Origin of the sequence: Streptomyces sp. LHD-70 (assembly GCF_031157275.1) — a bacterium.
Taxonomy (GTDB): Bacteria; Actinomycetota; Actinomycetes; order Streptomycetales; family Streptomycetaceae; genus Streptomyces.
In genome coordinates this window covers 323,814-337,625 of sequence record NZ_JAVIFW010000003.1, presented here as the reverse complement: position 1 = coordinate 337,625, position 13,812 = coordinate 323,814, and the positions used below count along the sequence as shown (strand labels likewise).

The following is a 13,812-nucleotide window of genomic DNA, read 5'->3' as shown; positions in this document are numbered from 1 at the left end:
CGGGCCCTGGTGCCGTCAGGTGTCGGTCACGTACCGCTGTGGAACTGCACCGCGTCCACGTCGAAGGCGTTGTCCTGCGGTGACGTGAAGACCAGGTACAGCTTGTGGCCGCCGCCGGACAGGGCTTCGACGGGGACCGCGGGCGTCTCCTGATAGGTGTCCCAGCCGCCCGTGTTCGGGACCGGAGTGGTCGCCAGGAGCTTGCCGTCCGGGGCGCCGGCGCGGAGTTCGATCGCGCCCACTCCGTACGGCGAGGACAGCTTGTAGCTGACCTGGTCCACGCCGTCCAGGCTCATCGGGTCGAAGGCGATCCAGTCGCCGTTGCTGATGTCCCCGATGCGTTTGCCGTTCTCCGCGCCCGCCTGGGAGACGATGCGGGTGCCGGACTGGTCGTCGCGGTACTCGGCCTGCTTGTGGCGGGGTTGAAGCACCGAGCGCCCGTAGCCGGTGAGCGCCGATGTTCCCTCGGCGCCCTGGTCGGTGTACTTGGCGTTGAGGACGTACGTGAGGTCCGCGCCCTCGGGGTGGCCGCCCAGGTCGCCGGTGTCGACGGTGCCCTCGCAGCCGGGGATGTCGGTCGTCGGGTGCTCGTGGTCGTCGTGGCCGAGGGCCGGGTTGACGGTGACCTTGGAGCAGTCGACGGTGCCGTCCTCCGGGTCGGTGACCGTGACCTTGTACGGGATCTTGTCGCCGAAGGTGATGAGCTTGCCGTCGAGCGGGGTCTCCACCTTGACCGTGGGGGCGGTGTTGCCCGCGGTGATCGGGATGTTGGCGAAGCCGGTCTTGCCGGTGGAGTCGGTGACCTTCAGCTGGGCCGTGAAGTCGCCCTTCGTGGTGTAGGTGTGGCTGGGGTTGGCCTCGGTGGAGTCGAAGGTGCCGTCGCCGTCGAAGTCCCAGGCCAGGGTGAGGGCGTCACCGTCGGGGTCGCTGGTGCCCTCGCTGGAGAAGTCGACCTTCAGGGGTGTCGGGCCGTTGGTGGCGGATGCCTTGGCCTTCGCGAGGGGGCTGCGCTGTCCCTGCGCGTAGTCGATGCGGTAGAGGCCGGAGTCGTTGTTGCCGCCGCCGAACTCCGAGCCCCATTCGAGGACGTAGAGGGAGCCGTCGGGGCCGAAGGTCATGTCCATGGGTTTGTTGAACTTCACCGAGTCCATGAAGTCGTTGATCTTCAGGAGCTTCTCGTCCTGGTCGAAGCGGATCTCCTTGACGGAGTTGCGCGCCCACTCGTAGAAGAAGCTCGCGCCCTCGAAGTAGGCGGGGAACTTGGTCTTCGACGGGTTCTTCGCGTCGTAGTGGTAGACGGGTCCGCTCATCGGGGCCGAGCCGCCGGAGCCCATCTCGGGGAATTCCTTCGACTCGCCGTATCCGTACCAGATTTCGGGCTGGACGAGCTGCGGCAGGTCCTTCAGGCCGGTGTTGTTCGGGGACGGGTTGGTGGGGTTGGCGCAGTCGAACTTGGCGCCGACCTCCTGGGTGTCCGGGTTGTACGGGGCGTACGCCTGGTTGTTGCCGTGGCAGAACGGCCAGCCGTAGTTGCCGGGCTTCTTGATGACGTTGTACTCGACGAGCCCCTCGGGCCCGCGGTCCGTGGTGGGGGCGCCGCGGTCGGGCCCGTAGTCGGAGACGTGCACATAGCCCGTCTTCGGGTCGACGGTGAAGCGGAACGGGTTGCGGAAGCCCATCGCGTAGATCTCGGCGCGGGTCTTGTCGGTGCCCTCGGCGAAGAGGTTGCCCTTGGGGATGCTGTAGCCGCCGTCGTCCTTGGGCTTGATGCGGAGGATCTTGCCGCGCAGGTCGTTGGTGTTGCCGGCGGTGCGGGCGGCGTCCAGCATGTGCTTGCCCTCGCGCCAGTCGAGCGGGGCGTACCCCTGCCAGTTCGGGTCGAGGTTGGGCGGCACGTCGTCGCCGGTGGACAGGTAGAGGGTGCGGTCCGGGCCGAACTCGACGGCGCCGCCGGTGTGTCCGGGCTCGGGGAACGTGCGGTCGCGGTACGCGGGGACGTCGATGAGCTGCTTCTCGCTGGCCTTGTCGAGCTTGCCGTCCTTCACGGTGAAGCGGGACAGGCGGTTGATGTCGTCCTTGGACCCGGCGGGCGCGTAGTAGAGGTAGATCCAGTGGTTGTCCTTGAACTTCGGGTCCAGTTCGAGGCCGACGAGTCCGTCCTCGCCGCCGGTGTACACGTCCAACTGGCCCGCGCTGGTGGTCTGGTGGGACGCCGGGTCGAAGATCTTCACCTCGCCGTTGCGCTGGGCGTAGAAGACCTTGCCGTCGGCGGCGACGTCCAGCTCCATCGGGTCGGCGGTGTTGTCGTCGAGGGTGATCTTCTCGTAGCCGTTCCAGACGGTGCCGCCGCAGTCGCCCTTCGCCTTGCCCGCGGCCCACTTGACGCCGCCGATGACGTGCTCGCGGAAGTACGCCTCGCTGTAGGACGCCTTGTCGTGGCCCATCGCGGTGGCCCAGACCTTGCCGCCCTCGGTGGTGCGGCACCAGGAGATCGGGTGGTCGGCGCCCATGGCCGAGCCGCCCGGGTCGTACGTGGTCTCGTCGGCCGTGACGAGGACGTGCACCTCACCGCGGGGGTTCCGGTCGAAGTTGTACCACTCCTCGGGGCGCTCCCAGCGTTCCGGGAGGCCCTTGGTGGAGGGGTGGACGCGGTCGGCGACCTTCGCGGTGCCCTTCAGGACGCCGGGCGAGTGCGCGGGCATGTGGGCGCCCGCGTTGATGGTCTCGTCCCACCACGGGAACTCCTCCTCGACGCCCATGTCGAGGGTGTTGTGGAGGGCGACGACGCCCTTGCCGGAGCGCACGTAGTCCTGTATCGCCTCTTTCTGGGCGTCGGTGTCCCAGACCATGCCGGAGTTCTGCAGCATGACGATGACGTCGAAGTCCTTGAGCTTGTCGTCGGCGAAGACGGTGGCGTCGTCGGTCTGGACGACTTCGAAGTTGTTGTCCTCCGCCTCTTCCTTGAACATCTGGATTCCGGCGGGGATGGAGTCGTGGACGTATCCGACCGCCTTGGTGAAGAGCAGCGCGCGGAACTCGGGTGCCTTGCCCGCGGCGGTGGCGGGCAGTGCGGTCAGCGCGAGCGCCAGGGCGGCGAGCAGGGTGAGCAGTGTTCTTCGTATGCGTTTCGGCAGTGCACGTGGGTGACGACCCATGGACCGTTCCTCTCTCGTCGTACGGGTGAGGTGGTGCCGGATGGTGGTGCGTGCCGGAAATCAGTGGGTGCTCAGAGTGCCGCGAGGGTGCGGCGCAGGAAGCCGAGGCCTTCGGTGGCGAGGGCGTCCTGGGTGGGGGCGAGGGGGCGCCATACGGAGGCGGCGACCGCGATGGCGTCGTTGTGGGCGGTGAACGACTCGATGCAGAGCGGGAGTTGGGGTGCCACGTCGGCGAGGGCGCGCAGGAAGCCGGGCCAGTCGAGGTGGTCGGCGCCGGGGGTGCCGCGGTCGTTGGCGCACACCTGGACGTGCACGATGCGGTCACCGGCCGCGTACACGGCGGCGGGCAGCGAGTGTTCCTCGATGTTCTGGTGGTACGTGTCGAGGGCGAGGCCGATGCCGTCGGCGGGCAGGCCGTCGAGCGCGTCGAGGGTCTGGGCGACGGTGTTGACGAAGCTGGTCTCGTACCGGTTGAGGGGCTCGACGGCGAGGCGGACACTGGCGCGCCGGGCGTACTCGACGACGGGCGCGAGGTGCTCGCGCCACTCGGCGTACGCGGCCGACCGTTCCCGGGAGTCCATGCGCCAGGTCCGGCCGACGGCCGCGTAGAGGGGCCCGGCGACCACGGGCGCGCCGATCGCGTGCGCGTGGTCGACGCTGCGGCGCAGGTAGTCCTGGGTGGTGCGGACCGTGTCCGGTGTGGTGCGGACGAGGTCGCGGCCGGGTGGCATGACGCCGATGACGGCGGCCGGGGAGAGGCCGGTGGCGTCGAGGAGTTTGGCGCAGCTCGCCGGGTCCCAGTCGTCGGCCGCCTCCAGGGGCAGTTCGACGCAGTCGAAGCCCCAGCCGGCGAGGCGCGGCAGGGTCTCGGCGAGGGCTTCCGTGGTGACGGGCGAGTGCCAGATCCACGGGTTGGCGCCCAACTGCCTGGCGGGGGCGGTCACTTCTTGCCTCCCCAGTCCTCAGGGAAGCCGGGCAGCTTCTCGCAGCCGCACATCGCGTAGTGCAGCGGCGGCATGCCGTCCTTCAGATACGTGTCGAGGTTGTCCTGTGTGACGGTCGGCTGCGGCAGCTTCCACTCCTCGGGGACCTGCTTGCCGTCGAGGACGCGCAAGGCGGCGATGACCGGGGTGCGCCACTGGAAGGTGGGGTAGGTGGGGGCGATCGCGGTGAGGTCCTTGTCCTTCCAGGCCTGGAGGAAGTCCTGCTGGTCCTCGCCGGTGATGGGCGGTACGTCGACGCCCGCGTCCTCGAAGGCCTCCACGGCGGCGACGGCGGTGGCGCCCGAGTCCATCCAGACGCCGTCGATCTGCCCGTGCCGGGAGATGGCGTCGGCGACGACGGACTTGGTCTTGGCGGTGTCGCCCTCGGTGAACTTGACGTCCACGACGTCGAGTTCGCTCTTGTCGAAGGCGACCTTCGCGGCGGACCAGCGGTTCTCCAGGACGTCCACGCCGGGCGAGATGCGCAGGGCGAGGATCTTGCCCTTGGGCTTGACCTTGTCGACGAGGAAGTCGGCGGCGACGTCTCCGTAGCCGTATCCGCCGATGGGGTTGATGAAGGTGACGGCGCAGTCGGTCTCCACGCCCCGGTCGAAGACGATCACGGGGAGTTTGCCGCAGGCCTCCTTCACGGCGGGGGTGAGGGTGGCGGTGGTGTTGGGCGAGACGATCAGCGCGTCGCAGCCCTTTCCGGTGAGCTCCTGGATGTCGGAGATCTGCTTGTCGTCCTTGCCCTGGGCGTCGAGGACGGTGAACTCGCTGATCTCGTCGTGGAGTTCGACCTCGGCCTTCATGGTCTTCAGGCCGACCTGGCGCCACGGGTTGAACACCCCGGCGTTGGAGAAGCAGAGGTGGACGCCGCCGGAGCCCTTCTTCGCGTACTGCGACGTGTCCTTCATCTCGGGTTCGAGCATCTGCTCCCAGGGCTTGCCCTCGGGCCCTTCCGGTGTGGCCTCGGCGAGCTTCAACTGCCGTTCGTACTCGGCCTGCTGGAAGAACTCGGACTGCTTGCCGTCGGTCTCCGAGCCACTGCTCTGGGATGCGGCGGCGGGAGCTTCGGGCGGGACGTCGCTGGTGCAGGAGGCGAGGAGGGCGGCGGCGAGGGCCGCGGCCGAGCCGATCAGCAGGGGGCGGGGGCGGCTCATGGCGTACTTCCTTCCGAGGAATGCGTACGTGGGCTGCGCGCCGCGGACTGCGTACGGCGGCGGCGCAGGCGGGCGAAGTCCGCGGCCCCGATGCCTACGGCGGCGATGACGATGACGCCCTGGACGGTGGATTCGAGGGCGCCGGAGACGCCCTGGAGGTTGAGCAGCGTGAACAGGGCCTGGAGCGAGAACGCCCCGGCCATCGCGGCGAGCACCGAGCCGCGCCCGCCGCCGAGCGCCACCCCGCCGAGCACGACGGCGGTGATCGCCTCGAACTCCATACCGCGCCCGGCCTGCGCGGACACCCCGGAGAAGCCGCCGACCAGGACGGCGGCGAGCGCGGCGGCCACCCCGGACAGGACGAAGGCGAGGACGCGGACGCGGTGGACCCGTACACCGGACAGGGCCGCGGTGCGTTCGCTGTCGCCGGTGGCGATGAGGGTGCGCCCGAAGTCGCGGCGCATCAGCCACACCGCGAACACGGCGGCCGAGACGCAGGCGAGCACGGCCCACGGCAGCCACCCGAAGGCGGTGCCGCGACCCAGGGCGCGGAACTCCTCGGGGAGCACACCCTGCGGGGAGCCGCCGGTCCAGTAGAAGACGGCGCCTTCGAGGATCAGCATCATGCCGAGCGTGGTGATGAAGGAGGGCACGCGCAGGGCGGTGCTGATCAGCCCGTTGGCGAGGCCGACGACCGCTCCGGCGAGCAGCAGCGCGAGCGTCACGAGCAGCCAGTGCGCGCCGGGGTACGAGCCGTACAGCTCGGCCGCCACGACCACTCCGGCGGTGACGATCGCGCCGACGGACAGGTCGAACTCGCCGCTGACGATGACCAGGTACTGACCGGCCGCGAGCAGCACGAGGGGCGCCGCGCGCTTCACGAACGCGAGGAAGCGGTCCGGGTCGTAGAAGCCGGGATCGGTCAGGGCGAGCGCGGCGAGGAGGACGATCAGCAGCACGTACACGGGTGCACCCGGGCCGAAGGTAATCCCAACGCGCTTGCCGCGTACGGGAGTTGCCACCGTCATGCGGACCTCCTCGCGCCGCGCCGCGCGTACAGGGCGACGGCGGCGATGATGACGACGCCGCGTACGACGTTCTTGAAGAACGGGTCGACGGACAGCTGGTTGAAGACGCTGTCCAGGACGGCGAGGACGAGGACGCCGCCGAGGGTGCCGGTCACTCCCCCGCGCCCGCCCGCGAGGACGGTGCCGCCGAGGACGACGGCGGCGATGGACTCCAGGTCGTACCGCGCCTCGGTGCCCGCCCACGGGGAGCCCGCGCCGAGCCGGGCGGCGAGGAACAGGGCGGCGGCGCCCACGCACAGGGAACACAGGACGTGCGCGGCGATCACGGTGCGGCGGGTGCGGACGCCGGAGAGGCGGGCGGCGTGCTCGTCGCCGCCGGTGGCGTACATGTGGTGGCCGAGCCGGGTGCGCCGGGTGATCAGCCAGAGGGCGACGGCGACGGCGGCGAGCAGGAACAGGGAGACGGGCAGCGGGCCGATGCGGTCGTAGCCGAGCCGTTGGAAGGAGGCGGGCACCTTGCCCGCGGGGCCGGTGTAGTGGTGCTCGATCCAGCCGCGCAGGATGAACGCGGTGCCGAGGGTCGCGATGAACGCGTTGACCTTGAGCCCGGTGACGACGAGCCCGTTGGCGAGTCCCACGGCCGCCGACAGGGCGAGCACCGCGAGCACGGCCGTGACGACGCTGCCGCTCTGCATGGTCTCGGCGGCGACGAGCGTGCCGAGCCCGATGAGGTACGCGACGGACAGGTCGAGGGAGCCGGTGAGGATCACGGCGCTCTGGCCGACGGCGACCAGGCCGAGGGCGACGCTGTTCTGCAGGATGCTTGTGAGGTTGGCCTGGGTGAGGAACGTACCGCCGTCGAGGGTGACGACGAGCCAGCCGAGCAGGGTGACGGCGAGGGCGGCGAGCCAGACGCCGACGACGGGGTCGGTGAGCCGGGATGCCTTCCGCGGCGGGGACGTGACCGGTGCGGGGGCGAGTGCGGTGCCGGTCATACGGCTCCCTCCGCGGCCGACGTCGCTGGTCTCTCCGCGGCCGAGGTGGCTAGCCGCATGATGTCCTCCTCGCCCGCGCCCGCGGGCAGTTCACCGGCGATCCGGCCCTTGGCCATGACGAGGACGCGGTCGCTCATGCCGATCAGCTCGGGCAGTTCCGAGGTGATGAGCAGCACGGCAAGGCCGTCGCGGGCGAGTTCGCGGATCAGGGTGTGGATGGCGGCCTTGGCGCCCACGTCGACGCCGCGCGTGGGCTCGTCGACGATCAGCACCTGCGGGTGGGCGGCGAGCCATTTGGCGATGACGACCTTCTGCTGGTTGCCGCCGGACAGATACTGCGTCTGCTGGTCCTCGCCGCGCGCCTGGAGCCTGACGCGGTCGAGGAGCCCGGCCAGGGAGCGGCCTGCGGGCGGGCCTTTCGTGGTGACGGCGCGGGTGACGAGCAGGGCGTTGTCCCGTACGGACTGGCGCAGGGCGAGCCCTTCGGTCTTGCGGTCCTCGGTGACGAGGGCGAGGCCCGCGCGGATGGCCTGGCGCGGGCGGCTCGGACGCAACTCCCGGTCGCCGACGGTCATCCGGCCGCGGGTGAAGGGCGCGGCGCCGAACAGGGCGCGGGCCAGGGAGGTGCGGCCCGAGCCCTGGAGGCCCGCGACACCGGTGATCTCGCCCGCGCGCAGGCGCAGGTCGATGGCGTGCAGCCGGTCGTTTCCCCCGCCGGTGACGGTGAGCCGGAGCGCGCCGAGCTCCTCGGGGCGGGCGCGCGGCGGGTAGTAGGCGCTGAGCTCGCGGCCGACCATGGCGCGGACGACCCGGTCGGTGTCGGTGTCGGCGGTGCGGGTGGTGGTGACGCGGCGGCCGTCCTTCAACACCGTCACGCGGTCGGCGAGTTCGAAGACCTCGCGGAGCCGGTGCGAGATGTAGAGGACACCGAGCCCGCGGGCGGCGAGTCGGCGTACGAGGTCATGCAGGAGTCCGGCCTCGTGGTCGGCGAGCGGCGCGGTCGGCTCGTCCATGACGAGGACGCGTACGTCGGAGGCGCCTCCCAAGGACTTGACGATCTCGACGGTCTGCTGGCGGGCCACGGAGAGCTCGCGGACGGGTGTGTCCGGGGTGAGGCCCTCCGCCGCGCCGATGCCGAGTTCGGTCAGCAGGCGCGCGGTGTGCTCGCGCATCGCGCGCCGGTCCACGAGGCCGCGGCGGGTCGGCTCGCGGCCGAGGAAGACGTTCTCGGCGACCGTGCGGTGCGGCAGGAGCGCGAACTCCTGGTGGATGATGCCGATCCCGGCGGCCTGGGCCTGGGCGGGATGGCCGAAGCGGTGGGCGGTGCCGTCGAGCCGGATGACGCCCTCGTCCGGGACGTGCTCCCCGGCGAGGACCTTCATCAACGTCGATTTGCCGGCGCCGTTCTCACCGACGAGGGCGTGCACCTCGCCCGCCTCCAGGTCGAGGTCCACACCGTGCAGCACCCGTACTCCGAGAAAGCTCTTGGACACACCCTGCATCGTCAGCATCGCCGGCATTCGTACGGCTCTCCTTCGACAGCGGGCGCGGAAGCGCACCGCGGAGCAATGTGCTGGCCCTGGTTTGACCTGTCAAGGTCTCAAGCACCGTTCTTCACAAGGAAATTGACGGAGACTTAGGTCGATCGCCGAACATTGCACGCCTTGTGAGTGGCCGAAGTCGTCCCTAGGGTGACTGGCATGTCCCCAGCCCCGGAGTACGCCTCCGCGCCGGCCCCGGCCGCCCCTCCCGCCCACTCCCCGCTGTCCTCCGCGTACTCACCGGGCGAGGTGCTTTCGCTGATCAGCTCGGGGGCGGCGGCGACCCGCGCCGACATAGCCCGGCTGACAGGGCTGGCCCGCTCGACGGTCTCGCAGCGCGTGGACGCCCTGGTCGCGCACGGCTTCCTCGACGAGGACAACGCCGACGGCGGCTCCACCGGCGGCCGCCCGCCCCGCCGCCTCCGGCTGCGTACGCGCGAGCACGCGGTCGCGGGCGTCGACCTGGGGGCCTCGCACTGCCGGGTGGCGCTGCTCGACATCGGCGGCGAGATGCTGGCCCTGCGCGAGGACCCGCTGTCCATCGCGGACGGCCCGCAGGCGGTGCTCGGCCATGTCGAGCGGACCCTGGACGGCCTGCTCGCGGAGGCGGGCCGCGAGCGGCACGGGCTGCGGTCGATCGGCGTCGGGGTGCCGGGTCCGGTCGAGTTCTCCACCGGCCGCCCGGTGGACCCGCCGATCATGCCGGGCTGGCACCAGTACCCGATCCCGGAGTTCTTCGCGTCCCGCTACGGCGCCCGCGCCCTCGTCGACAACGACGTGAACGTGATGGCCCTGGCCGAGCAGCGCCGCGCCTTCCCCGACACCCGCTACCTGCTCTACCTGAAGGTCGGTACGGGCATCGGCTGCGGCATCGTCGCCGACGGGCGGCTGCACCGCGGGGCGCAGGGCAGCGCCGGGGACATCGGGCACATCCGCGTCGGCGAACTCGACGACCCGTGCCGCTGCGGCAACTCGGGCTGCCTGGAGGCGGTCGCGGGCGGCGCGGCCCTCGCCCGGCGCCTCGCCGACCTCGGCCTGGACGCGTCCTCGGGCAGCGATGTCGTACGCCTGGTGCAGTCCGGGAACCGGGACGCGGTGCGGATGGTGCGCGAGGCGGGGCGCGCGGTCGGCGAGGTGCTCGCCGGTCTGGTGAACTTCTTCAACCCTGACGCGGTGGTTCTCGGCGGCGCCCTCGCCGCGGTCCACGACCAACTCCTCGCGGGCGTACGGGAAGCCGTGTACCGCCGTTCGCACCCGCTGGCCACGCACGTCCTGCGCATCGAGCCGAGCCGTACGGGAGAGAACGCCGCGGCCGTCGGCGCGGGCATCCTCGCCATCGAGCACGCGCTCTCCCCCGAACAGGTGGACCGGGCCCTGGCGGGCGCCGCGCGCTGAACCGGCCCGGTGTGGTCAGCGGTCCGTGTCGGGCCTGCTCAGCGGTCCGTGTCGGGCCTGCTCAGCGGTCCGTGTCGGGCCTGCTCAGCGGGCGTTCAATGGTCCAGGCCACTGACGGGGCGCAGGCGGGCCGACGTGCGCGGAGGAAACCCGCCGGGAACCGTCCTGACATGGGAAATCCCGGTGCCGTAGGCATGATTGACGGATCGTCGGAGAGCCGGTACCACTGACACCCACGTTCGGCCCCGCACGCCCCATCGCGAACCATCGCCCCGGGAGGCAGCATTGCGAAGGTCAGCCCCTGCCAGAGATGTGACCGTGCGCCGACGTCTGACGAGGACCTCGGGCGCCGTGGCATCGGCCGCCCTGCTGCTGCCCCTGCTGGCGGCGGCGCCGTCAGAGAGCTCCCCGGTGGCCTCGTCCGCGCGGCTGCAGAGCGCGTTCGCCGCGGCGGCCGCCGAGTACCGGGTGCCGCAGAGCGTGCTCCTCGGCGTCTCCTATCTGCAGTCCCGCTGGGACGGGCACGCCGGCGCCCCCAGCGTCAGCGGCGGCTACGGCCCGATGCATCTGACGGACGCGCGTACCGCGATCGAGGAGGCCCCGCACCACAGCCACGGTGAGGAGGACGCCCGCGGCGACACCCGCCGCCCGGCCCGGGTGCCCGAGGCGAAGCTGCCCGACGCGTCCGAGCTGCCCGAACGCCTCCGGACCCTGCCGAAGGCCGCCGAGCTGACCGGTATCGACGCCGACGAGCTGCGCACCGACCCGGCGGCGAACGTCCGCGGCGGCGCCGCCCTGCTCGCCGCCGCGCAGCGCGAGGCCGGGGCGGACACCGACAGCGCGGACCCGGCGGACTGGTACGCGGCCGTCGCGAAGTTCTCCGGCGCCGACGACCAGGCCTCCGCGGCCCCGTACGCCAACGAGGTGTTCGCGGTGATCCGCGACGGCCAGACCCGCACCACCGACGCGGGCCAGCGCGTCCGGCTGGCCGCCACCAGGGGCCTGGAGCCGGACGCCACGCGGATGGAGAAGCTGGGCCTGCGCCGCGCCTCGGCAGCCGCGACGGACTGCCCGGAGACGATCTCCTGCGAGTGGATCCCGGCACCGTACGAGGAGTTCGGCGACGAGGACTACGGCAACCACGACAAGGCCGACCGGCCGAAGGACCAGAAGATCCGGTACATCGTGGTGCACGACACCGAGGGCACCTGGGACACCACCCTGAAGCTGGTGCAGGACCCCGAGTACGTGTCCTGGCAGTACACGCTGCGCTCCACGGACGGCCACATCGCGCAGCACCTGAAGCTGAAGGACGTCGGCTGGCACGCGGGCAACTGGGCGGTCAACGCGCAGTCGATCGGCCTGGAGCACGAGGGCTTCCTCACCCAGCCGGACGCCTGGTACACGGAGGCGATGTACCGCAGCTCGGCCCGCCTGGTGAAGTACCTCGCGAAGCGGTACGACATCCCGCTCGACCGACAGCACATCCTCGGCCACGACACCGTGCCGGGCACCACGACCTCGACGATCCCGGGCATGCACACGGACCCGGGCCCGTACTGGGACTGGCAGCACTACTTCACGCTGATGGGCAAGCCGTTCAAGCGGACGGCGGGACCGGACGGCGGCCTGGTGACCGTGGCGCCCCAATACGACGCGCACAAGCCGGAGTTCACCAGCTGCGAGGAGCCCGGCGACACGTGCCCGGCACACGGTTCCAGCGCGGTCCGGGTGCACACCGAGCCGCGCGACGACGCCCCGCTGGTCAAGGACATCGGCCTGCGCCCCGGCGGCGGTGACTCGACGACCGGCGTGAACGACCTCGGCTCGCGCCTGTCGACGGGCCAGCAGTACGCGGTCGCGGACCGCGAGGGCGACTGGACGGCGGTCTGGTTCCTCGGGCAGAAGGCCTGGTTCAAGAACCCGAAGAAGCAGCCGACCGCGGTCGACGCGGCGGGCCCGACGATCACCCCGAAGGCGGGAGCCGAGGAGATCCCGGTGTACGGGCGCCCGTACCCGGAGAGCTCGGCCTACCCGTCGGACATCAAGCCGCAGCCGGTGTCGCCGCTGCCGTACAAGGTGCTCAAGGGCCAGAAGTACGCGACGGGCGGGAAGGTCCCGGGCGAGTACTACTACGCGGCGACGTTCGACACGTCCGACCACCAGGTGGTGCGCGGCAAGGACACGTACTACGAGATCCAGTTCGGTCACCGGATCGCGTTCGTACGGGCCGCGGACGTGCGGGTCGTGCCCTCGGGTTCGTAGGAGGGCCTAGGAGAAACTCGCCGGGCCCGGATCTGCGTGGGGGCAGGTCCGGGCCCGGCGTATGTGTGTCGGCGGGTGGGCGGTCAGCCCTGTTGGAAGAGCTCCGCGGGCAGCGGCTTCAGGAGCGCGTACAGATCGTCCGTGATCGGGCGGTCCCAGGCGGCGATGGTCACCAGGACGTTGTCGCTGCGGTCGAACTGGACGCAGGAGATCCGGCTCTCGGAGAGCTTGAGGCGGCGCACGATCAGCAGGTTGTCGCCCTGCATGACGGGCACGTCCTCGGTCTCGACGACCTCGATGTCCTCGTCGTTCTCCAGGGCGAGCAGCAGCTGCGCCACCTCGAACGGAACGTCCTTCTCGCCGATCTCGCGGGCCGGGGAGCCCTCCGGGAGGTTGCCGATGACCATGGCGGGTCCGCGGCCGCCGAACAGGTCGTACCGCAGGAACACGCCCTGGCAGCTGCCGTCGGGGGCGGGCAGGAGGCCCGCGCCGAGGTTGCCGGGCCAGTCCCCCGGGTCCATGGCCAGGACGTCGAAGTCCGGGCCGGCGGGGGTGGGGGCGCTTCGGCGGCGGAGGAAGGACATGCCGTCCATGGTACGTGGCTTTCGACACGGCCGGACGCCGGGCCCCGACCGGCCCGATGCCCGTCACGGAGCGCATGCGGGCCGGTCAGAACCCCTGTGGGCGACGGGCCGCCCGACTGTTCGGGACACAACACCGGCCGGACCCGAGCGAGTTCACGGGTTGGCTCTCCTCAAGCCCCCGCGTCCGCGGCCAGCCGCTTGAGCAGGTCCACGGCCTCCTCGGCCCGCTCGTACGGCACGAACAGATGGTCGTGGTGGAAGCCCGCGACGACGTTGCAGCTGAGGCCCGCGTCGGCGAGCAGACCGGCGACGGCGGCGGTCAGGCCGACGGCGTCGAGCGCGGAGTGCACGCGGAGCGTGACCCACCCGGCGACGTACGCGTACGGCAGCCCGGCCCGGTCCGCCTCTTCCTGCCGTACGACGAGGGTGCGGCCCTCGTCCTCGCGGACCGTGACGACCGGGTCCAGGCCGGGCGGGGTCGCTCCGGTGACGGTGGCGTACACGTACCGATGCGGGTCCAGGTGGGGGCGCAGGCCGGTGAGGAGGCGGGTGAGGTCGCGTTCGGGCTTGTGGTTCCGGGGCATGGGGTCAGGCTAGGTCGTGTCCGTAAAGTCCCGTCGTCCGCCCGGAGGGCGGCCCGGCGGCGTCTGGTGCGTGCTCTCGGCGTGCCGGGCGAAGGTTCTCGTAGCGGAGCTACTTGGGC

The 13,812-nt window shown here is 71.3% G+C and carries 10 protein-coding genes; 2 read left to right on the top strand and 8 right to left on the bottom strand.

Features of this window, described 5'->3' with window-relative positions:
- Window positions 1-26: 26 nt before the first annotated feature.
- From RCO28_RS09570 to RCO28_RS09545, 6 genes are all read right to left on the bottom strand, one after another.
- Window positions 27-3,155 (bottom strand): ThuA domain-containing protein, encoded by a 3,129-nt coding sequence (locus RCO28_RS09570; RefSeq protein WP_308940569.1) that lies wholly within the window; start codon window positions 3,153-3,155, stop codon window positions 27-29.
- Window positions 3,156-3,226: 71 nt separating this feature from the next.
- Entirely contained in the window at window positions 3,227-4,099 is an 873-nt protein-coding gene (locus RCO28_RS09565; RefSeq protein ID WP_308940568.1) for a sugar phosphate isomerase/epimerase, read from the bottom strand.
- Window positions 4,096-5,301, bottom strand: coding sequence for an ABC transporter substrate-binding protein (locus RCO28_RS09560; protein WP_308940567.1), 1,206 nt, complete (start codon window positions 5,299-5,301; stop codon window positions 4,096-4,098). The genes RCO28_RS09565 and RCO28_RS09560 overlap by 4 nt, the downstream gene beginning before the upstream one ends.
- Window positions 5,298-6,329 carry an ABC transporter permease gene (locus tag RCO28_RS09555; RefSeq protein WP_308940566.1) on the bottom strand — a complete coding sequence of 344 codons (1,032 nt, stop codon included), beginning with the start codon at window positions 6,327-6,329 and terminating at the stop codon, window positions 5,298-5,300. The genes RCO28_RS09560 and RCO28_RS09555 overlap by 4 nt, the downstream gene beginning before the upstream one ends.
- On the bottom strand, window positions 6,326-7,324 hold the full coding sequence (locus RCO28_RS09550; protein WP_308940565.1) for an ABC transporter permease: 999 nt from the start codon (window positions 7,322-7,324) through the stop codon (window positions 6,326-6,328). The genes RCO28_RS09555 and RCO28_RS09550 overlap by 4 nt, the downstream gene beginning before the upstream one ends.
- A complete protein-coding gene (locus tag RCO28_RS09545) occupies window positions 7,321-8,835 on the bottom strand; it encodes a sugar ABC transporter ATP-binding protein (RefSeq protein WP_308940742.1) in 1,515 nt (504 codons plus the stop codon). Before RCO28_RS09545 ends, RCO28_RS09550 begins: the two co-directional genes overlap by 4 nt.
- Before the next feature lie 189 nt (window positions 8,836-9,024).
- On the opposite strand from RCO28_RS09545, the gene RCO28_RS09540 reads away from it, so the two are divergent.
- Both RCO28_RS09540 and RCO28_RS09535 read left to right on the top strand, forming a co-directional pair.
- A complete protein-coding gene (locus RCO28_RS09540) occupies window positions 9,025-10,260 on the top strand; it encodes an ROK family transcriptional regulator (RefSeq protein WP_308940564.1) in 1,236 nt (411 codons plus the stop codon).
- Between the two features lie 285 nt (window positions 10,261-10,545).
- A complete protein-coding gene (locus RCO28_RS09535; protein ID WP_374991127.1) occupies window positions 10,546-12,525 on the top strand; it encodes an N-acetylmuramoyl-L-alanine amidase in 1,980 nt (659 codons plus the stop codon).
- An 83-nt stretch (window positions 12,526-12,608) separates the two neighbouring features.
- Here RCO28_RS09535 and RCO28_RS09530 read toward each other — a convergent pair whose 3' ends face one another.
- Both RCO28_RS09530 and RCO28_RS09525 read right to left on the bottom strand, forming a co-directional pair.
- Window positions 12,609-13,109 (bottom strand): hypothetical protein, encoded by a 501-nt coding sequence (locus tag RCO28_RS09530; RefSeq protein ID WP_308940562.1) that lies wholly within the window; start codon window positions 13,107-13,109, stop codon window positions 12,609-12,611.
- Between the two features lie 170 nt (window positions 13,110-13,279).
- Window positions 13,280-13,693 (bottom strand): ACT domain-containing protein, encoded by a 414-nt coding sequence (locus RCO28_RS09525; protein ID WP_308940561.1) that lies wholly within the window; start codon window positions 13,691-13,693, stop codon window positions 13,280-13,282.
- Window positions 13,694-13,812 lie beyond the last annotated feature (119 nt).

What these genes read in the sequence shown, in the direction of transcription:
- RCO28_RS09570 (WP_308940569.1), bottom strand. Translation starts at nt 3,155, where the DNA reads ATGGGTCGTCACCCACGTGCACTGCCGAAACGCATACGAAGAACACTG.
- RCO28_RS09560 (WP_308940567.1), bottom strand. Translation starts at nt 5,301, where the DNA reads ATGAGCCGCCCCCGCCCCCTGCTGATCGGCTCGGCCGCGGCCCTCGCC.
- RCO28_RS09555 (WP_308940566.1), bottom strand. Translation starts at nt 6,329, where the DNA reads ATGACGGTGGCAACTCCCGTACGCGGCAAGCGCGTTGGGATTACCTTC.
- RCO28_RS09550 (WP_308940565.1), bottom strand. Translation starts at nt 7,324, where the DNA reads ATGACCGGCACCGCACTCGCCCCCGCACCGGTCACGTCCCCGCCGCGG.
- RCO28_RS09545 (WP_308940742.1), bottom strand. Translation starts at nt 8,835, where the DNA reads ATGCTGACGATGCAGGGTGTGTCCAAGAGCTTTCTCGGAGTACGGGTG.
- RCO28_RS09540 (WP_308940564.1), top strand. Translation starts at nt 9,025, where the DNA reads ATGTCCCCAGCCCCGGAGTACGCCTCCGCGCCGGCCCCGGCCGCCCCT.
- RCO28_RS09530 (WP_308940562.1), bottom strand. Translation starts at nt 13,109, where the DNA reads ATGTCCTTCCTCCGCCGCCGAAGCGCCCCCACCCCCGCCGGCCCGGAC.
- RCO28_RS09525 (WP_308940561.1), bottom strand. Translation starts at nt 13,693, where the DNA reads ATGCCCCGGAACCACAAGCCCGAACGCGACCTCACCCGCCTCCTCACC.